The 19,222-nt window shown below is 69.9% G+C and carries 14 protein-coding genes; 11 read left to right on the forward strand and 3 right to left on the reverse strand.

Going from position 1 to position 19,222, the window contains the following annotated elements; all coding sequences use genetic code 11:
• Window positions 1–25 precede the first annotated feature (25 nt).
• The 3 genes from AQJ46_RS13600 (at window position 26) to AQJ46_RS13610 (ending at window position 1,781) form a co-directional block, all read left to right on the forward strand.
• Window positions 26–202 carry a hypothetical protein gene (locus AQJ46_RS13600; RefSeq protein ID WP_159064024.1) on the forward strand — a complete coding sequence of 59 codons (177 nt, stop codon included), beginning with the start codon at window positions 26–28 and terminating at the stop codon, window positions 200–202.
• 142 nt (window positions 203–344) lie between these two features.
• Entirely contained in the window at window positions 345–1,061 is a 717-nt protein-coding gene (locus AQJ46_RS13605; RefSeq protein ID WP_059205870.1) for a hypothetical protein, read from the forward strand.
• 261 nt (window positions 1,062–1,322) lie between these two features.
• Entirely contained in the window at window positions 1,323–1,781 is a 459-nt protein-coding gene (locus tag AQJ46_RS13610) for an SRPBCC family protein (protein WP_225887315.1), read from the forward strand.
• Between the two features lie 144 nt (window positions 1,782–1,925).
• Here AQJ46_RS13610 and AQJ46_RS13615 read toward each other — a convergent pair whose 3' ends face one another.
• Complete coding sequence (locus AQJ46_RS13615; protein WP_059205801.1) at window positions 1,926–5,501, reverse strand: SpoIIE family protein phosphatase; 3,576 nt, start codon at window positions 5,499–5,501, stop codon at window positions 1,926–1,928.
• A gap of 506 nt (window positions 5,502–6,007) precedes the next feature.
• Here AQJ46_RS13615 and AQJ46_RS57215 point away from each other — a divergent pair.
• Together AQJ46_RS57215 and AQJ46_RS13625 are read left to right on the forward strand one after the other, a co-directional pair.
• Window positions 6,008–6,619: a hypothetical protein gene (locus AQJ46_RS57215; protein ID WP_225887316.1), complete on the forward strand. Its 612-nt coding sequence runs from the start codon at window positions 6,008–6,010 to the stop codon at window positions 6,617–6,619.
• Between the two features lie 2 nt (window positions 6,620–6,621).
• A complete protein-coding gene (locus tag AQJ46_RS13625; protein WP_059205802.1) occupies window positions 6,622–7,230 on the forward strand; it encodes a hypothetical protein in 609 nt (202 codons plus the stop codon).
• 13 nt (window positions 7,231–7,243) lie between these two features.
• Here AQJ46_RS13625 and AQJ46_RS13630 read toward each other — a convergent pair whose 3' ends face one another.
• The gene (locus tag AQJ46_RS13630) at window positions 7,244–9,856 is read right to left on the reverse strand and encodes a LamG-like jellyroll fold domain-containing protein (protein WP_059205803.1); all 2,613 of its coding nucleotides are present in this window, start codon (window positions 9,854–9,856) and stop codon (window positions 7,244–7,246) included.
• Window positions 9,857–9,966: 110 nt separating this feature from the next.
• Window positions 9,967–11,511 (reverse strand): arabinofuranosidase catalytic domain-containing protein, encoded by a 1,545-nt coding sequence (locus AQJ46_RS13635; RefSeq protein WP_404828428.1) that lies wholly within the window; start codon window positions 11,509–11,511, stop codon window positions 9,967–9,969.
• Between the two features lie 593 nt (window positions 11,512–12,104).
• Here AQJ46_RS13635 and AQJ46_RS13640 point away from each other — a divergent pair.
• The 6 genes from AQJ46_RS13640 to AQJ46_RS54190 form a co-directional block, all read left to right on the forward strand.
• A complete protein-coding gene (locus AQJ46_RS13640; RefSeq protein WP_225887317.1) occupies window positions 12,105–13,154 on the forward strand; it encodes a LacI family DNA-binding transcriptional regulator in 1,050 nt (349 codons plus the stop codon).
• Window positions 13,155–13,558: 404 nt separating this feature from the next.
• Window positions 13,559–14,701, forward strand: coding sequence for a substrate-binding domain-containing protein (locus AQJ46_RS13645; RefSeq protein ID WP_057613894.1), 1,143 nt, complete (start codon window positions 13,559–13,561; stop codon window positions 14,699–14,701).
• A 2-nt stretch (window positions 14,702–14,703) separates the two neighbouring features.
• Window positions 14,704–16,269, forward strand: coding sequence for a sugar ABC transporter ATP-binding protein (locus AQJ46_RS13650; protein ID WP_059205805.1), 1,566 nt, complete (start codon window positions 14,704–14,706; stop codon window positions 16,267–16,269).
• Entirely contained in the window at window positions 16,266–17,285 is a 1,020-nt protein-coding gene (locus AQJ46_RS13655) for an ABC transporter permease (RefSeq protein WP_059205806.1), read from the forward strand. The genes AQJ46_RS13650 and AQJ46_RS13655 overlap by 4 nt, the downstream gene beginning before the upstream one ends.
• Before the next feature lie 90 nt (window positions 17,286–17,375).
• Complete coding sequence (gene araB, locus AQJ46_RS13660) at window positions 17,376–19,061, forward strand: ribulokinase (RefSeq protein ID WP_059205807.1); 1,686 nt, start codon at window positions 17,376–17,378, stop codon at window positions 19,059–19,061.
• A 31-nt stretch (window positions 19,062–19,092) separates the two neighbouring features.
• Window positions 19,093–19,222 (forward strand): hypothetical protein (locus tag AQJ46_RS54190; RefSeq protein ID WP_159064025.1); only part of this gene is annotated, 130 nt, incomplete at its 3' end.

The raw sequence follows: 19,222 nt of genomic DNA on the forward strand, positions 1-19,222 counted from the left end.
CCTCAGAGCGGGGATGCACACGGACATGACCTCGCATCCCCATGGAGGCCTGCATGAACTCGCCCGTGCTCAACGCGGTGTCGTGGCGCGCGAACTGCTCACGGCGATGAGGGTTCTGCTGATGGCTGCGGTTCTGTCCTACGGCACCCCCCGAGCCCCGTCGCCCCGGCATGACTACCGGAGGACCGGCGTCCGCGAGTAGGTCGTCGGCCTCGCTGACCACGGCATGGTTCGAGCAGCTTCAGCCGAATCACGAACGATGACCGAGCGCGGTGCGCTCGCCGAGGATGAGCACAGCCAGAAAATGGGTGTGCGGTTGCGTGGTCTCGACCGATCATGGGGGTGTGGACGAACATCTGACGATCAGCACCTTGACTTTGCAGCACAGGATTCCGGACGACTGGGCGGCGGATCCCTGGGCCGAAGTGCATCCTCTGATCGACGGCGTGGACGTCCTGAAGGAAGTCCATCCGGAAGGCCTCGGGCTCAGCTGCCGACACTGGAGGGGGCCGGCCGAGAGCTGGCCGCTGGCGGTCACGGAGGAACCCCGCAGGATCATGATCACCGAGCCGGTCTGCACGGCGGGCTGCTGCGGCGCCCTGTACGTCACGATACGCCGCGAGGGCGATCAGGTGATCTGGGGCGCTTGGGAAAACACCAGCAACATCACAGCGGTGCCGGCGGACTTCCGCTTCGACAGTGCGCAGTACGAGGCTGAGCTCGCGCGGGCCGCTGCGGACCGTAGCTGGGAAGAGCCAGTGGACACCGTTGCCCGGCTCCTCGAGCAGACGCTTGCGGACAGCGGCTGGTTCGAACGGTGGGGCTGCGTTCTTACGGATTGCCAGCCACGACGTGAGGAGCCCGGTCTCCCCGAGGAGTTCACCAGCCCCCAGGGTGTTGATGTCGACTTCCACCAGGTCCGGGGGCCAGGCGAGGGTACGGATCTCTACCGGTTCGAGTTGTTCGTCACCCGCGATCACCCCGTGGAGGAGCAGGTACGGCGGCTGACGGACCGCATTCTGGCGGAGGATCCGCGGAAGACCGCTGAGATGCAACGCTGAGGACCAGCTACCGGCGACACGGTCGCGACGGGGCGGCATCGGGCGGCCGGAATGACGACGTGGCTGAACGTGTGCGGATCCGGGAGATTGATGACGACGAGGGCAGGACGTTGCTGCGGATCATCCTCAGGGAGATGATCACCGGTGGCCGCACCTGCCCCCCACACCGCCCCCGACCTGTGAGATCGCAGCCTACGGCGGGGATACATAGGATAAGTGCAGTGTTCAATCCCGACGCCTTCGGTCCGGAGGAGGTTCGTGATGACGCACGATGGCGGGCTGATGCTGCACATGCAACGTGTCCTCCGCGCACCGCGTCCGGTCGTATTCCGAGCGTTGACCGAACCGCAGGAATTGGCCAAGTGGTGGGGCCCCGACGGGTTCACCACCCCGGATGTGGAAAGCGACCTTCGGCCAGGAGGCGGTTATCGGATCGCGATGCAGCCTCCGGAAGGCGATCGGTTCTACCTGGTGGGGGAATTCCTTGTGGTCGACCCTCCGGAACGACTGTCCTACACCTTCCGGTGGGAGGATCCCGATCCCGAGGATCGGGAGACGGTGGTGACGCTGTCCCTTCGCGACATCGGCGGTACCTCGGCCGAACTGGTCTTCACCCAGGGCGACTTCGCCACTGAGCGGCGCCAAGCTCTTCACGAGGAAGGCTGGACTCAGGGCCTCGACAAGCTGGAGGAGCTGATGTCGTCGGTTGCGTCGGCCTGAGATCTTAGCCGGTGGGAGGGGCCCTGCGCAGACCGCAGCTGCCTTCACACCGCCCCTGACCAGCGAGATTGCGATCCACGGCTGGAGTATTGGGCGGCGGAAAGTCCCTCGGAATTCCCTCAGACAGGGCTGAAAGTCCCTGAATCAGCAACGACCACGAGCAGTAGCGGTCGGTTGTACGGCACTTCTGTCGGTCTGCGGGTCGCCGGTTCGACGCGATGGTTCGGCGGTGGCTGCGAGCAGGGCGGCGTCGTCGTCGACCCGGTCGGGGGTGTTCAGCAGTTCCAGGGCCCGTTCGGTGATCCGCTGGGGGTCGGAGCGGGCGGCGGCGGGCAGCGCGTCGCAGGTCCGGCGCAGGGCCGCCAGGCCGTCGTCCAGGGACAGAGTCCGGTTCTCCACCAGGCCGTCGGTGTACAGCAGCAGGCCGGTGCCCGGCGGGAACGCCACCTCGCGGTCGACCGGGGTGCTGCCCAGACCCAGCGGCAGCGCCGGGGGCAGCTCCAGATAGGCGGTGTCGGCGGCTACCAGCAGGGGCGGCAGGTGCCCGCTGGCGGCGTAGCGCAGGCGGTGGCGGTGGGGGTCGTAGACCGCGTAGAGGCAGGTGGCGAAGCGGTCGGTGGCGAGCGACTGCAGATAGGCGTCCAGCCTGGTCAGCACCTGGGCCGGGCCGGCGCCCTCCAGGGCGAGGCCGTGCAGGGCGGAGCGGAGTTGGCCCATCAGAGTGGCGGCTTCCACGTCGTGGCCCATGACGTCGCCGATGGCCAGCCCCACGGCGCCGTCGGGCAGGGCGAGAACGTCGTACCAGTCGCCGCCGACCTCGGCGCCGCGGTTGCTGGCCCGATAGTGGGTGGCCAGGCGCACTCCGGGCACCTGGGGCAGGCGGTGGGGCAGCAGGGCGCGCTGCAGGGTCAGGGCGAGGCGGCGCTCGTTGTGGTACCGGGCGGCGTTGTCATAGGCCAGGGCCAGGCGGTGGGCGAGGTTCTCCAGATACTTGTGTTCGACCGCGGAATAGCCGCCGGTGTGCCGGACCAGTACCAGGGCCCCCAGCGTCTGGTCGTGGGCGCGCAGCGGCAGGGCCAGCACGGCGGCGGGCGCCGGGTGCGGGCCGACTGGGGCTGGGGCGGTGCCGTTGATCGCGCGGGTGGCGGCGGTGGCCAGGGCCTCGTGGGCAAGAAGGGGGGTGCCGGCGATGTATGGCGCGGGCGACTGCGCCGGGGCGGGTGCCGCAGGGGTGAGGTGGATGCTGATCTGGTCGGCGAAGTCTGGCAGCAGGATCTGACCGGCAGTCTGCAGGATCTGGTCCGGGTCGAGGGTGGCAGCCAGCCGCAGGCCCGCGTCGGCCAGGGAGGCCAGCACGGCCAGCTGGTTGCGGGTCTCGGTCAGGGCCTGTTCGCGCAGCCGGGAGAGTTCCAACCCGGTGCGGACACGCGCCAGCAGCTGGCGCGCGGAGAAGGGTTTGGCCAGGTAGTCGTCGGCGCCGGCGTGCCGACCCTGCACGGATTCCTCCTCGCCGGCGCGGGCGGTGAGCAAGACGATGGGCAGGCGGGCGGTGCGCGGGTCGGCGCGCAGCGCCCGGACCAGCTCGAAGCCGTCCATGCGGGGCATCATCACGTCGCTGAGCACCAGCTCCACCGGCTGCGCCAGGGCCATCTCCAGGGCGGCCCGGCCGTCGGCGGCGAGCAGCACGTCGTAGTCGGGCTGCAGGAGCTGGGTGAGGTAGGCGCGCATGTCGGCGTTGTCGTCGACGACCAGCAGGCGGGCCCGGTGGGGGCGGTCGGATTCGTGCGGGCCGGGGCCATGGAGGGCATCGTGGGCCGCGGGGGCGTGCGGGGTGCGTGCCGCGGAGGTGGCCGCGGGGGGGACGGGATCGGCCGCCAGCCAGCCCAGCGCCTCGTCCACATAGGCCGCGGTGCGGCCGGGCCGGCCGCCTCCGCCTTCCCCGGGGATCTCCCCGGGGGATCCGGCGCCGGCCGCGGGCGGGGCCGGGCGGGGCCGCTGGGCGGTGGCGAAGGGGAGGTCCACGGTGAGGGTGGTGCCCTGGCCGAGGCGGCTGTCCACGCCGACGGTGCCGCCGTGCGCTTCCACCAGATCCTTGACCAGCACCAGGCCGAGGCCGCTGCCCTCGTGGGAGCGGGAGCGGGCGCCGCGGACCCTGTGGAAGCGCTCGAACAGGCGCGGCAACTCGTCCGCGGGGATGCCGGTGCCGGTGTCGGTCACGGTCAGCCTGGCCCGGTCGCCGGCCGCGGCCACCTGCACCTGGGCGCCGCCGGTGAAGGTGAACTTCATGGCGTTGCTGAGCAGGTTGAGGATGATCTTCTCCCACATCTCCCGGTCCAGGGGCACCGGCTTGGGCAGCGGCGGGCAGTCCACCTCCAGCGTCAGCCCTGCTGCCTCGAAGGCGGACCGGAACACCCCGGCCAGCTCGGCCGTGGCACCGGCGAGGTCGACCGGCTCGAGGGCGGGGCGCGTCTGCCCGGCCTCGGCACGGGCGACGTCCAGGAGGGTGTTGACCTGCTTCAGCAGGCGCAGGGCGCCGCGCTCGGCCAGCTCCAGCTGCTCGCGCCGCTCGGGCCGGTCCTCGTCGGCCAGGGCCTGTTGGAGCGGGCCCAGGAGCAGGGTGAGCGGGGTGCGGAACTCGTGGCTGACGTTGGCGAAGAAGGTGGTCTTGGCCCGGTCGAGCTCGGCCAGCGCCTCCGCCCGCCTGCGCTGCTCTTCGTGCGCGAGCGCGGCCGACAGCGCCCCGGCCACAGCCGAGGCGAGCACCTCCAGGAAGTCGTAGTAGGCCCCGGCGGGGGGGAAGCAGGGGTTGACGCCCACCACCAGCACGCCCTCCACCCGGCCCGCGCTGTGCAGCGGAAGGGCCAGCGCCTGCTCGACCGGGAGCCGGGAGGCCGCGGCGTGCTGCCCGGCCATGCTGCCGCCGGTGAACGCGGCGGCCGGGAGCGTGGCCGGGGCACCGTCGGCGACCACCTGCGTCAGCCGGGCCGCCGCCTCCGGCGCGTCGGCCGCATTCAGTGAGACGGTCTCGGGCGCCGACCGGAGCCCGGTGGAGGCCGCCGGCCGCTGCATCCCTGGCTCGGAAACCAGGTACAGGCCCAGAAACGGGATCTCGTCGGGGTAGGAGCCCGCCACCTCGGCGACCACGCGGGCGACCTCGCCCGGAGTGGGCAGCCCGGCCGTGCGCGTGCCGGTCTCGCTCAGCAGGCGCAGCCGGCGCTCGCCCAGTACCCGGCCCGTGGTCTCGGTGAGGATCTGCAGGACGCCGCCGGCGGTGCCGTCATCCATCAGCACGGGCTGGAAGGCGGAGTCGAAGTAGCACTGCTCCAAAAAGCCGTGGCGCTCCATGATGAGCAGCTCATCCGGGACCAGCAGGGGCTTGCGGGTGTCGGTCACATAGTGGAAGTGGGAGCTCACGGGGTGGGCCCAGACCTCGGGGAACACCTCCTTATAGGGCCTGCCGAGCGCCCAGGGGTGTTTGGCGCCGACAATGGGTGTGGAGCCCGAGTTGTACAGCGTGGCGAATTCAGGCCCCCAGTACAGAGCCATCCCATGCTCAGAGGTGAGCATGAGGCGCAGGCTGTCCACCAGGGGCCCCGGCCAGGAGACGGGAGGCCCGAGCGGCGTCGCCGCCCAGTCGATCCCTGACAGCAGCTCGCCGAACGCGCCGCCCTCGGCGAACACCCGGGCCGCCGCGGTGCGCGGGTCATCGCGCCGGGTCATCGAGAAATCTTCCTCCTGGCGCCTGTGTGATCCGCCCGCGCCTCCCAAGGCTGCCGACGGCCACTCGCTGCGGACCTCCCAGGCAGATCGGACGCCGGATCCGACAGTTCTGACGACACTTCTGCCTGAATTTCCCGTTTAAAACAATCAAAAGCCCATTTGCTCAGCAGTGTACGCCTGTAACCGCACGCCGACGGCGGTGATCGTCGACCAGCAGTCCCTGCGGCCGGCCGACACGGTGGGCGACGACGGGCACGGCCGGGACCGCGCGACTAGGTGGTCGATGATCCAGCCTGCGGTCGATTTGCTCGAGTGAAGCTACTCAGGATTCGACCCGACTTCGTCATCGGCTGCGGCGGCAGGACCCCTCTCGGCCGGACGCCAAAGGTGTTCGATTTGCGGTGAGTTCACCACGATCAGGTGAATCCATCCGGTTTGAGGAAACCGTTCGGAGCCTGTGCAAGTCACACACCTTGCACTGCACGACATATGCCCCAGGGGGGACCATGAGCCAGCAGCAGTACCCGCCGCAGCAGCCCGGATCGGGCGGCCCCCAACAGCCCTTCGGACAGCCGCCGTTCGCGCCGCCGCCACCGAAGAAGCCCGGCGCGGGGAAGGTCATCGGTCTGGGCTGTCTCGGGCTCGTCGGTCTCTTCGTTCTGATCGCTCTCATCGGTGCTGTCGCGGGCGGTGGCTCCGGCTTGAACGACTCCAAGAGGGCCGACGACACCAAGGCCGGTGGCTCCACGTCGAAGGGCCACGAGACGGCTGATGCCTCCGAAGGCAGTGACGAGAAGGCCGAAAAGAAGACCGGCAAGAAGGTCGTGATCTTCAAGGTGTGGGGCACCGCGCGCGCCGGCGCCCTCGGACCGCTCAACATCACCTACGGGTCCGACTCCGACAACCGCGACGGCGCCTTCGAGAACGGCAAATTCGAGGCCACCCTGCCCCTTGACGACGACGCGATGTACTTCAACGTCACGGCACAGCTTCAGGGGTCCGGGGACATCCACTGCTCCGTCACGGTCGGCGGGAAGACGAAGAAGGCCCACGCGGCCGGCGACTACAACATCTGTATGGCCCAGCTCAGTTCGGGCCTGCTGGGAGGGTGGCACTGACGATGGTCGACACCACTCCGCCATCGCCCACCACTCCGCAACCGCCCACCACTCCGCCGCCGCCCGCCTTCCCGCCGTCCGAGGTGCCGACTCCGCCGAGGAGGCTCCGCACCAGCGCGATCGTCCTCGGCTCGGCCGCCGCCGTGATCGCCGCGATCGTCACCACAGGCGTTGTCGCCGTGCGGTCCACGAACGGCGACGACAAGCCGGCCGGCGTCGCGGCATCGAGCGTCCCGGACGCTGACGCCGTCAGCCCCGTCAGCCCCGTCAGCCCCGTCAGGGCGCCGGACCCGGAACCGACGTACGTCGCGGTCGACGCCGACAGCTTCTCGATCGACCTGCGCACCACCGCGCGGCAGTGCTTCGGATCAGCGGGCTGCAACGTGACCGTGCAACCGGAGCTCACCTACCTGGGCAGCAGTGGCGACCTCGACCCGGACGCCGTCTACGAGATCACCTACGAGATCCACGGCGACGAGTCCGGGCCGGTCATCCAGACCGCCGAGCTGACGAACCAGACCAGCCTCAGCTACAGACCGTCTCTGATCAGCACCGCTTCGGCGAGCAGCACGGAGCTCTCCGTGGAAATCACCGACATCCAGCAGGGCTGAGGCGATACAGGTCTCAGGTCAAGGTGAGCTCCAGAATCGTCACCGACAGCGGTGGCAGCGTGCTCGTGAACGTTGCCGCCGCACCGGTCACCGTCCTGGAAGTGGGCACGAGTGTGTCGGGCTCGGTCAGGGTGTTCGTCGCCGTCGGTGACGGCCCCGTCAGGACCGTGGCCGTCGCGTTCCTCTTGACCCCGTTCGCCAAGCCCCGCAGCTCCACCGGCACATCCACCTTCTGAGTCCCGTAGTTCACCACCGCGAGGTACAGCCGCTTCCCGGAGCGCGTGGCCACCGTCGCCAGGCCCGGCAGCGCGCGGGCCGTGGCCGGGAGGACCGTGTCTCCCAGGTTGCTTGTCAGCATCTGTTGGGCCCAGTAGCTGGGGGAGACGTAGCTGGTGAGGTTGTCGTAGGCGATCAGGTTCGTCGCCCAGACGTTGTTCTTCACGTGGGAGAACAAGGGTGCGTAGCACTCCATCAGCACCTGGTCGGAGTTGCGGATCAGACCCGCCAGCCACGACGCGTCGCCGAGCGCTGCGTTGAGGTCGGGCGTCGGGCGGCCCTCCTGCGCCGCCCACTCGCCCACGAAGACCTTCGTCGACGCGCGGTCCCTGTTGTCGTACTTGTGGGTGGCGGCCTGGGCTGCGGACGGGGCCAGGTAATAGTGCTCGTCTATGAGGTCCGGAGTGCGGCTTGTCACCGTTGTCGTCGCGATCAGTTTCAGGTGCGGGTACTTCGCCTTGATCGCGTCGTAGAAGTCCGCGAAGCGGGAGTCGTACGAGCCCGACCCGTCGAACCAGTCCTCGTTGCCTATCTCCACGTACTCCAGGGGGAACGGCTTCGGGTGGCCGTCGGCCGCACGCCGGGCGCCCCAGGTGCTGGTGACCGGACCCGTGACGTACTCGATCTCGTCCAGAGCGTCCTGGATGTACGGCTTGAGCGCGTCGCCCGTGACGTGTTCGCCCTTCAGGGTGTAGCCGGCGAAGACGGCCAGGACCGGTTGGGCCTTCATGTCCTCGACCCACTGCAGGTACTCCAGAACGCCCAGTCCGTCCGTGGACCAGTAGCCCCACGCGTCGTCCATGTGGCCGGGGCGCTCCCAGACCGGGCCGATCGTGTTCTTCCAGTTGAAGCGGGTCGCGATCGTGTTGCCCTCGAGGAAGTTGCCGCCGGGGAAGCGCAGGAACTTCGGCTTCAGGGCGACCAACTTCTCCATCAGGTCGATGCGCAGGCCGTTGGGGCGGTTGTTGTAGGTGGGCGGGAAGAGGGAGACGTGCTGGAGCCACAGCGTCTCGCCCGCGGCGGTCGGGTCGGCCGTGGTGACGGTCAGCCTTGCGTCGCCCGTCACCGGGGCGCCGGCACCTGTGCGCAGGGTCAGTTCGAAGGGGCGGTCGGGGAATCCAGTACCTACGTGCGCGATCCTCGCGGAGGCGTACACCGTTCCCCCGTCCGCCGACTCGATCGACACCGTGAGAGGACCGATCCCGCGCGACGCCTTCGCGAACAGGCGGGCCGTGTACGTGGTTCGGGGGCGCACCGGGATGCCCCAGAAGCCGTCGTTCGCCACACCGGCTCGGCTGCCGGCCCCCGTACCGCTCGGCAGTACCACCTTGAGGGAGCGGTTCAGCGCCTCGTTCAACGGCGTGGCCGTGTCCAGCGTCAGCGTCGTGGCGCCCACCGCGGACCAGTGCACCGGCGACGTGTCGCTGGCCATCATCGAGCGGTTCTGGACCAGTTCGGCGTAGATGCCGCCCTCGCCGGAGTGGTTGATGTCCTCGAACATCAGGCCCGGGAGGATGGGGGAGACCGCGTGGGCGGGATTCGCCACGTCCACGCTCAGCAGCGGTGTCGTCGACTCCACCGGCACTCCGGCCAGCGTCGCCACCTGGTCCGAGGTGAGGGCGGTCGGGAACAGCTGTACGTCGTCGATCAGGCCGTGCCACTGGTCGACCTGTCCGCCGCCGTACAGCGCGCGGCCGATGGCGGTGGCGCCGGTGCCGGCCCAGCCCGCGGTGTAGGCCGTTTCCCCTTCCAGTACGCCGTTGACGTACAGGCGGGTGACGCCTTCCGTGGCGTCGCTGACGCCGACCAGGTGGGTCCAGGTGCCGGCGGTCGGGGCGGAGGCAGCGGCCGCTACGGCGGCTCCCTGGGTGGCGTCGGACGCGAGGCGGGCGAAGGCGAAGGTGCCGGTGTCGTCTCGTAGACCCAGGTAGAAGGCGCTGACCACGGTCCCGTCGATGCTGACTGCGGTCTGGTAGCCGCCCAGCTGGGCGAGGTTGACCCAGGCGGCCACCGAGAAGGCCTTCGAGGTGTCGACGACCGGTCCGGACGCGGTGGCGTTGCCGCCTGCCGTGAGACTCAGGCTGTGGGCGCCGACCTTGCCGGTGTCCCAGCCGGCCGCGCCCTGGAGCGTGGCGGTGTGGGCGTTGCCGGACGCGTCGGCGGCGGTGGTGCCGGAGCCTTCGTCGAAGCTCCAGTGTGCGGCCGCGGCGGGGAGGGCCACGGGAGCGGCCACGGCTGCGGCTGCGGGCGCGGCGACAGCGGGAACGGACCCGGCGAAGGTCCCGGCCAGGGACGTGACACCGATGGCGGTCAGGACGGTCCTGCGGGACGGTCCGGCTTCTGAGGGCATGCGCAGTTCCTTCGTGTCAGAGGTAACCAGGTGAACCCAGATGAACCGATGAAGCGCGGGCCCGTCGGCGGGGAGGGGCCGACGAGCCCGCGATGGCCCCGACCGTCAGGTCAGGGCGCGATGTTCCACTGCTGGCACGCGTTGTCGAGCTGCTGCCACTGCCGGACCGCCGTGCCGTTGGCCGTTCCGCAGTTCGCCACGTCCAACGCCATGCCGGTGTTGACGTTGGTGATCGTGTAGTGGCTGCCGAACTTGGTGACGTCCCACTGCTGGCACGTGTTGCCGAGCGAGGCCCAGAGCTGGACGGCCGTGCCGTTGCTCTGCGTGCAGTTCTTGTCGTCCAGGACCGTGCCGCTGTTGACGTTGCTGATCGTGTAGTGGCCGTTGCCCGCGCTGGCGAACTTCCACTGCTGGCAGGTGTTGCCGAGTGAGGCCCAGATGTCGATCGACGTCCCGTTGCCGGTGCCGCAGTTGACCGCGTCCAGGACCTTGCCGGAGTTGGCGTTGGTCAGGCGGTACGCGGTGCCGGTGACCGGGAAGTTCGCGGCGGGGGTGGTGTAGCCGACCGAGGTGATGTTGGCCTGTACGGCGTTGTCGGCGGCGTCGGTCGGGTAGCCGGAGGTCATGACGCCCTCGAAGAAGGAGCCGTCGGACCCGTTGCTGTTGTCACCGCCGGTGCCGAGGACGATGGCGCCCTCCAGGTGCATCGGGGTGTATCCGCCGAGGTTGGGTAGCGCGCCGTTGTACCAGGTGGTCAGTGAGCCTGATTGGGCGTTGCCGCCCTTGATCGCGTAGGTGGTCGTGCCGTTGTTCTTCTCCAAGGCGGTGACGTACTCGCTGGAGTTGCCCTTGTTGTTCGAATTCGAGCCGTTCCCTCCGAAGAAGAGCCCGTTCTCCAGGTCCGCCTCGACCCAGGGGCCCGATCCGGCGCCGGAACACGAGAACCAGCACTCCGTACCGAAGTTGATCGCGTCCATGTGGCCGTTGCCGGTGTCGTTGCCGGACGTCTCGGCGTTGCCGTAGTCGAAGCAGCAGCGGTTGTTCACGTGGTGGCCGCTGGTCACCATGTACGCGCCCTCGGGGGAGCTGCCGGTGGCGATGCCGGTGGTGCTGTTGTCGCGGTAGCCGACGCCGGCGGACACGAAGACGCCGTACGCCGCGTGGCCGCCGACCGTGACCGGCAGGGCGTCGGCGATCGCGCCGACGTCCTGGCCGCCGTTGCCGCCGGGCCCCTCGATGGTCAGGTCGTTGTGGTTCGCGCTCTGGTCGTAGATCTTGGTGATGGTGCAGGTCGTCCCGGAGCAGAAGGAGTCCTGGGCCGCCGCGTTGGCGTAGCCGCCGGCGCTGAGGACGCCGATGTTGGTGGTCGCGCCGTCCGAAGCGCGCTTGACCTGGTAGAGGGAGCCGCTGTAGGAGGCGTAGAGCGCCCGTGTGGTGCTGTGTGCCGCGGCGCACGGTGTTCCCGCGGAGGCGTAGATGTCGCAGGGCAGGGAGGTTGCGGCCGCTGCTGTGCCCGCGGTGCCTACGACCCCGGCCAGGACGCCTCCGACGAGCGTGAGGATCGCGCCCAGTGTCAGCAGGAGCCCTCTCCGGCGCGGGCCTCGCAGTCGGCTTCTCACCCGGCTGCTCACTCGGCCTGTCACTCGACCTGTCACGGTGAACCTCTTCCGTCGTGGGTTCTTCTCTCGTCCGGCGCCATGTGCTCCGGGAGACAGAAATGTGGGCGCTAACATTTCGGGCCCTCGGAGATCGGCGCACATGCGAGCCGTACGGGAGGGCGAGGGGTGGGGGAGGGGGGAGGTCGGACTGGGCGATCCGCGGATCGAGCAGCGTCGTGGGGAGTGTCACTGCTGGTCAGGGCGGCGGATCGGTCCGGGGTGGGGGACTGGTGTGGGTGCCGTTCTCGCGCGGTCGGCGACCTGGACGGCCGCTCTTGTGGCACCGTCTTTTTACGGCCCGATGAATACCGGGTCAACACGGTCGAACAGTCAAGAGTGCGGAAACAAAAGCTGTGCCGTCTGTTTACCCGGGTGCGCGGCGATGCCGGAAGGGGCGTTCGGCTGGGACGTACTGCCAGGTCACAAGGTGCTTTGCTTGCTCGTCGAAGTCCGGAAAACCCGTGATCGAGGGGCCCGGGCTGCCTTGCCCCTGAAGAATGTGTGCGCTAACAATTCGATCGACGGCGTGCCGCTCCCACCGGAGTAGCAGACCATTGACAACAACACGACGGCGTGTGAGGAGGCGGGACATGGACGGCGATCGCGCACCGGTGATGGCGGACGTGGCCCGGATCGCGGGGGTCTCGCACCAGACCGTCTCCCGGGTCCTCAACGACCACCCCAACGTCCGGCCCCGCACCCGGGAACGCGTGCTCGCCGCCGTCCGCGAACTCGGCTACCGGCCCAACGCCGCCGCCCGCACCCTGGCGTCCCGCCGCACCCGCACCCTGGGGGTGATCAGCTTCAACACCACGCTCTACGGCCCCGCTTGCATGCTCTACGGCATCGAGCAGGCGGCCAGGGAGCACGAGTACTCCGTCACCGTGGCGGCGGTCGGCACCCTTGACCGGTACTCGGTGCTGGACGCCGTGGACCGGCTGCGCGACCAGAACGTGGCGGGGATCGTCGTCATCGCGCCGCAGACCGCCGCGGTGGGCGCACTGGCGAACGTGCCGGCGGACGTGCCCCTGGTCGCGGTCGGCTGCGGCACCCACACCGCGCTGGTCTCGGTCGCCGTGGACAACGAGGCGGGTGCCGAACTGGCCACCTCCTACCTGCTCGACCTCGGCCATCGCACGGTGCACCACCTGGTCGGGCCGCGTTCCTGGCTCGACGCACAGGAACGCGAGGCCGGCTGGCGCGCCGCTCTGGAGAAGCGGGGGGCTCCCGTGCCCGACCCTTCGGCCGGCGCCGACTGGACGGCTCGTACCGGATACGAGCACGGCCGTCGGATCGCCGCCGACCCCGAGGTCACCGCGGTGTTCTGCGCCAACGACCACCTGGCCCTCGGCCTGCTGCGGGCCCTGCAGCAGGCAGGGCGCCGGGTGCCGGAGGACATCAGCGTCGTGGGTTTCGACGACATGCCGGAGGCCGAGTACTTCGGCCCGTCGCTGACCACCGTCCGCCAGGACTTCGACGAACTCGGCCGCCGCGCCCTGCGCGCGCTGATCGAGCTCGTCGGTGATCCGGACGCCGGGATCCCGGCATCCGGCGAGAGACCCCACATCGTCATCCCGCCCAGCCTTGTCGTGCGGACCTCGGCGACCCGCCCGCGACCCCGAACGGAAAGTCCGACATGACCCGTCCCTGCTAACGCTCCGATGACAACTCCCTTATCTGCAAGCCTTGTTGTGAGCCACCTGCCGTTCGGGCAGCCGCCGCGCCGACCATGAGCGATCGGCCGTGACGTCCCCGACGCGCGACGGCTCCACCCCGGCCCACCGCCCCGAACGGCCGGCTCCTTCTCAGTCCTGACCCTCCGTCAGACAGCCCGCGCCCTCGCCGCGCTCACCTCGATGAGCCCCCCGCCCGGCGACTACGGCGCCCTCCGCCACGTACCGCTTCCAAGTGGCCCCCACACCTGCCCCGCCTCTCCCCGGCACCGGCATGCCCGTGAACAGGTGTGCGTTCCCAGCGTTTCCACCCATCCCGAGACACCAGACAGACACGCCAACCAGACACGCCAAGAAGGGCGCTGATTCCCATGCTCCGCACCAGAAGGTCCCGCACCCTGGCCACCGCGACCGCGGTGCTCCTCTCGCTCGCCGCCGCAGGCTGCTCCAAGAGCGCGGGCGGCTCCGACGCGTCCAGCTCGGCCGGTACCAAGGCCGCCGCCCCGGTCGCGCTGGCCGGCTCGGTCACCTTCAACCAGACGAACCTCGCCAAGCTCGACGCGGCGCTGAAGTCCGCGCTGGCCGGCAAGGACCTGTCCAAGGTCGACATCGCGATGGTCGTGAACGTGGCCGCCGACTACTGGAAGGCCGGCCAGGTCGGCTTCCTCAAGGGCTGCTCCGACCTCGGCATCGCGAAGAGCAAGTGCACCTACTTCGCCCCGCCCGGCGGCAAGCTGACCGAGCAGAACTCGGAGCTGGAGACCCTGCGTTCGCAGGGCGTCACCGGCTACTCGATCTCGGCGATCGACCCGACCTCGGCCGCGGGGACCATCCACACCGACGTCCAGAAGGGCATCGGCGTCCTGGCGATCGACTCCCCGCTGCCGGGCACCGACGCCGCCTCGCTCTACCTGGGCACCCCGAACTACACCGCCGGCTTCCAGGCGGGCACCGCGATGAAGCAGGTGCTCGGCGGCAAGGGCAAGGTGGCCATCCTGGTCGGCTCCCTCACCGCCTCCAACGCCACCCAGCGGATCGCCGGCTTCGAGGCCGCTCTCAAGGGCACCAAGATCACGGTCGCCCAGAAGGTCAACGACAACCTCCAGGCCAGTACGGCCACTTCGGACGCGGAGACCATCCTCGCGAACAACCCGGACGTCAACGGCCTGTACGGCGTCTACTCCTACGACGGTCCCGCGCTGGCGCAGGCGGTCACCTCGGCCGGAAAGACCTCGTCCGTGCACATCGTGTCCGACGACTCCGACGCCCAGACGCTGAAGTTCATCAAGTCCGGCGTGATCTCCGGGACCGTCGTGCAGATGCCGTACCAGCAGGGCTACACCGGGGCGTACATCCTGGCCGCGGAGAAGGTGCTGGGCAAGGACAAGACGATGGCGCTCGTCAAGCCGTACCTGGAGAAGGACGGTTCGACCCTGAGTTCCGGCGTGGGCCTGGTCACCAAGTCCGACCTGAGCGCGTACCAGTCCCTCGAGTCGCAGCTCGGGATCGGCTGAGCATGACGGCCACGAAGAACGCCCCCGACCGCGCGGTCACCGCGCGGCTGCGGGGGGTGCACAAGTCCTACGGACCGGTGCGCGTCCTCGACCTGCCCGAACTCGACCTCTACGCCGGCCAGGTGATCGGCGTGGTCGGCGAGAACGGCGCCGGGAAGTCCACGCTGATGGGCACGCTGGCCGGATCGGTGCACCGGGACGGCGGCGAGATCCTGATCGACGGGGAGCCGCTCGCCGCCGGGTCCACCGAGGCCGCGGGGCAGCTCGGCATCGCCATGGTCTCCCAGGAGTTCCCGCTGGTCGGACAGCTCTCGGTGGCCGAGAACCTGCTCCTCGGCCGCCGCCCGCGCCAGTCGAAGCGACGGCTGCTGGTGGACCGTACGGCACAGCGGGCCGAGGCGAAGGCGATGCTCGCGGAGATCGGCCTGTCCGCCGAGACGATCGAGGTGAACCGGGAGGTCCGCACCCTTCCGGTGCCGACCCGCCAGATGATCGAGATCGCCAAGGCCTGGGGCCGCGAACCCAAGCTGCTGATCCTGGACGAGCCGACCTCCTCACTGGGGCCGGTCGAGGCCCAGATGGTGCTCGGCCTGGCCCGCCAACTCGCCGACCGCGGCGGCACCGTGCTGTTCATCGGACACCGCCTCGACGAGGTGCGGGAGATCAGCGACCGTGTCCTGGTCCTGCGCAACGGCAGGCTGGTCGCCGACCTCGAACCCGCCGAGGCCAGTGAGGAACGCCTGATCCGCGAGATGGTCGGCGGCGAGGTCGCGCAGGGCGAACCGAAGGCACCGCCCGCGACGAGCCCGGTCCTGCTCCAGGCCGAGGGCCTGACCGCGGACGGTCTCGGACCGGTCGACCTGGACGTGCGCGAGGGCGAGATCCTGGGCGTGGCCGGGCTGATGGGCTCGGGCCGCAGCCGCCTGGTCCACACGATCGCCGGGGCACAGCCCTCGACCGGCGGCCGGATGCTGCTGGGCGGCACGCCCTACCGGCCGCGGGGCGCGGGTGACGGCGTGGCGGCCGGGATCGCGCTGATCCCCGAGGACCGCAAGGAGCAGTCGCTCGTCCTGTTCGCGTCGATCCGGGCGAACGTCGTCGTCTCGGTGCTCAAACGGATCAGTACCCGGGGTCTGCTCGCACCGGGCCGGGAACGCGCCGAGGCGCGGAAGATCACCGAGAACGTCAACGTGCGGATGCAGTCGGTGGAGCAGCCGATCGGCTCGCTGTCCGGCGGCAACCAGCAACGCGCCATCTTCGGCCGGGCGTTCGCCGCCGAACCGCGTCTGCTGCTGCTCGACGAGCCGACCCGTGGCGTGGACGTGGGCGCGAAGGCGGAGATCTACAAGCTGATCGACCAGGCGGCCGAGCAGGGCATGGGGATCGTGGTCGCCTCCTCCGAACTGGAGGAGCTGCTGTGGATCTGCCACCGCATCGCGGTGATGAACCACGGGCGGGTGGTCACGGTCATCGACCGGGCCGACGCCACCAAGGAGCGGATCATGACGGCCGCGGCCGGCACCTCCTCGCTGGATGAGCACCAAGTGACGAACGGAGTTACAGCATGAGCGCGCAGACCACGCTCGCCCCGAACGAGGTCGCGCCGCCGTCCCGTTCGGCCGCATCGACCCTCGCCCGCAGACTCGCCGCCTCCCCGGAGGCCGGCGTGATCATCGCCTGCGTGGTGGTGTTCGTGGCGATCGCCGCCAACGCGGAGACGTACACGGCGGTGGGCAACCTCCAGGTGATGGGCCGCGACCTCTCGCAGGTGGGGATCCTCGCGATCGGTGAGGCGCTGGTCATCCTGACCGGTGGCATCGACCTGTCGGTGGGCGCGCTGGCCGGCCTGGCCGGCATCCTGGCCGGCTGGATGAACGTCAACGAGGGCCTGCCCGCCCCCCTCGCGATCCTGCTCACGCTGGTGATCACCGCCTGCGTCGGTCTCTGGCACGGCGTCATGGTCACCCGCCTCAACGTGCCGCCCTTCGTGATCACCCTGGTCACCTACACCGTCGCGCAGGGCACGGCGCTCGCCATCACGAGCGGCTCGCCCATCAACAACCTCGACCCGATGTTCAGCAACCTGAGCCAGTACTACCTCGGCGAAGTACCGGTCCCCGCCCTGTTCTTCGTCGGTGCGGCGGCCGTCGCCTGGTTCGTGCTGGAGCGCACCTACGTGGGCCGCCAGATCTACGCGGTCGGCGGCAACAAGGAGGCCGCCCGGCTGGCCGGCATCCCGACCGCCCGCCGGATCACCTCCACCTACGTCGCCAGCGCGGCCCTCGCCGGTCTGGTCGGCATCCTGGTGATCGGCCGTATGAACGTGGCCGACCCCTCGGTCGGCGCCGGCTGGGAACTGACCGCGATCGCCGCCGCCGTGGTCGGCGGGATGTCACTGTCGGGCGGCGAGGGCCGTATCGCGGGGATCGCGGCGGGCGCGATCCTGCTGGAGTTCATCACCAACGGCCTGCTCGCCCTCAAGGTCAGCCCCTACGACCAGCAGGTCGTCCAGGGAGCGGTCCTCGGCGTCGCCATCCTGCTCGACCGGGCGCGCGCTCGTTACTTCGGCAGGAGTCGGAGTTAGTACGTCGGGCCGGTGGACTTCGCCGACCCTCTCGCATTTCTTCGAACGCAGATCGATATGTCGAACGCCTGAGTGTGGAGGAGGCCGCCGGTGAACGCCGGACAAGAGACAGCCACGAACCCCGAACCCTGCGTCGTAGGAGTCGACTTCGGGACGCTGTCCGGACGGGCCGTGGTGGTCCGCGTGCGGGACGGCGCGGAGTTGGGGACGGCCGAGCACGTGTACCGGCACGCGGTCCTGGACCGGGAACTGCCGGACGGTACGGGACTGCCCCCGGACTGGGCCCTCCAGGTCCCGTCCGACTACGTCGACGTGCTCCGCCACGCGGTGCCGGCAGCGCTCGCGGCAGCCGGTGTGCGCCCTGAGCAAGTGATCGGCATCGGCACGGACTTCACCGCCTGCACGGTCCTGCCGGTGCTCGCCGACGGCACACCCCTGTGCGAGCTGCCCGAGTACGCCTCCCGCCCGCACTCCTTCGTCAAGCTCTGGCGCCACCACGCGGCCCAGGCCCAGGCCGACCGGATCACCGCACTGGCCGCCGAACGGAAGGAGCCGTGGCTGCCGCGGTACGGCGGGAAGATCTCCTCCGAGTGGGAGTTCGCCAAGGCCCTCCAGGTGCTGGAGGAAGATCCCGAGATCTACGACCGCACGGAGCGGTGGGTGGAGGCGGCGGACTGGATCGTGTGGCGGCTGTGCGGGACGTACGTCCGCAACGCCTGTACCGCCGGTTACAAGGGCCAGCTCCAGGACGGCGCCTACCCCTCCCGTGCCTACCTGGAGGCGCTCAACCCCGGCTTCGCCGACTTCGTGACGGAGAAGCTGGAGCACCCGATCGGCCAACTCGGCGGCCTCGCCGGTGGGTTGACGGCCGAGGCGGCGGCCTGGACCGGGCTGCCCGAGGGCATCGCGGTCTGCGTGGGCAACGTCGACGCCCATGTGACGGCGCCCGCGGCGGGTGCGGTGGAGCCGGGGCAGATGGTGGCCATCATGGGCACCTCGACCTGCCATGTGATGAGCTCCGACCGCCACGAGACGGTGCCCGGCATGTGCGGCGTGGTCGACGGCGGCATCCTGCCGGGGCTGTGGGGCTACGAGGCCGGGCAGAGCGGTGTCGGCGACATCTTCGGCTGGTTCGTCGGCACCGGCTTCCCCGCCGCGTACGCCGAACAGGCCGCCGCCCTCGGCCGCGACGCGCACGAACACCTGACGGCTCTCGCGGCCGGGCAACGGGTGGGCGAGCACGGGCTGATCGCGCTGGACTGGCACAGCGGCAACCGCTCCGTCCTGGTCGACCACGACCTCAGCGGTGTGATGGTCGGCCTGACACTGTCGACCCGGCCCGAGGACATCTACCGCGCGCTGCTGGAGGCCACCGCGTTCGGTACCCGGACCATCATCGAGGCGTTCGAGACCTCGGGGGTGCCGGTCGGCGAGCTGATCATCGCGGGCGGCCTGACGAAGAACGCGCTGCTCATGCAGATCTACGCCGATGTCACCCGCCGTCCCCTCGGCGTCATCGGCTCCGCCCAGGGCCCCGCTCTCGGTGCGGCGATGCACGCCGCGGTGGCGGCGGGAGCGTACTCCGACATCCAGGCGGCCGCCCGGTCCATGGGCAAGGCCGATCGCGGTGTCTACCAGCCGGACCCGGAACGCGCCGCGGCCTACGACCGCCTCTACGCCGAATACCGGCTCCTGCACGACTACTTCGGCCGCGGCACCAATGAGGTCATGCACCGGCTACGGCGTCTGCGCGCCGACATCCCCGCATCTTCCTGATCTCCCTGATCTTCCTGAAAGGCAGCCCCTCATGGACACCGATGTCACCCCCTACCCCGATCACGAGATCTGGTTTCTCACCGGAAGTCAGGGCCTGTACGGCGACGACGTCCTGCGCCAGGTGGCCGACCAGTCGCGAAGCATCGCCGAGACCCTGGGCC

Origin of the sequence: Streptomyces canus, from assembly GCF_001514145.1 — a bacterium.
GTDB lineage: Bacteria > Actinomycetota > Actinomycetes > Streptomycetales > Streptomycetaceae > Streptomyces > Streptomyces canus.

Coding starts and splice junctions, on each gene's coding strand:
- AQJ46_RS57215 (WP_225887316.1), top strand. CDS start 6,008: ATGAGCCAGCAGCAGTACCCGCCGCAGCAGCCCGGATCGGGCGGCCCC.
- AQJ46_RS13640 (WP_225887317.1), top strand. CDS start 12,105: ATGGACGGCGATCGCGCACCGGTGATGGCGGACGTGGCCCGGATCGCG.
- AQJ46_RS13625 (WP_059205802.1), top strand. CDS start 6,622: ATGGTCGACACCACTCCGCCATCGCCCACCACTCCGCAACCGCCCACC.
- AQJ46_RS13610 (WP_225887315.1), top strand. CDS start 1,323: ATGACGCACGATGGCGGGCTGATGCTGCACATGCAACGTGTCCTCCGC.
- AQJ46_RS13615 (WP_059205801.1), bottom strand. CDS start 5,501: ATGACCCGGCGCGATGACCCGCGCACCGCGGCGGCCCGGGTGTTCGCC.
- AQJ46_RS13655 (WP_059205806.1), top strand. CDS start 16,266: ATGAGCGCGCAGACCACGCTCGCCCCGAACGAGGTCGCGCCGCCGTCC.
- AQJ46_RS13600 (WP_159064024.1), top strand. CDS start 26: ATGACCTCGCATCCCCATGGAGGCCTGCATGAACTCGCCCGTGCTCAA.
- AQJ46_RS13645 (WP_057613894.1), top strand. CDS start 13,559: ATGCTCCGCACCAGAAGGTCCCGCACCCTGGCCACCGCGACCGCGGTG.
- AQJ46_RS13630 (WP_059205803.1), bottom strand. CDS start 9,856: ATGCCCTCAGAAGCCGGACCGTCCCGCAGGACCGTCCTGACCGCCATC.
- AQJ46_RS13650 (WP_059205805.1), top strand. CDS start 14,704: ATGACGGCCACGAAGAACGCCCCCGACCGCGCGGTCACCGCGCGGCTG.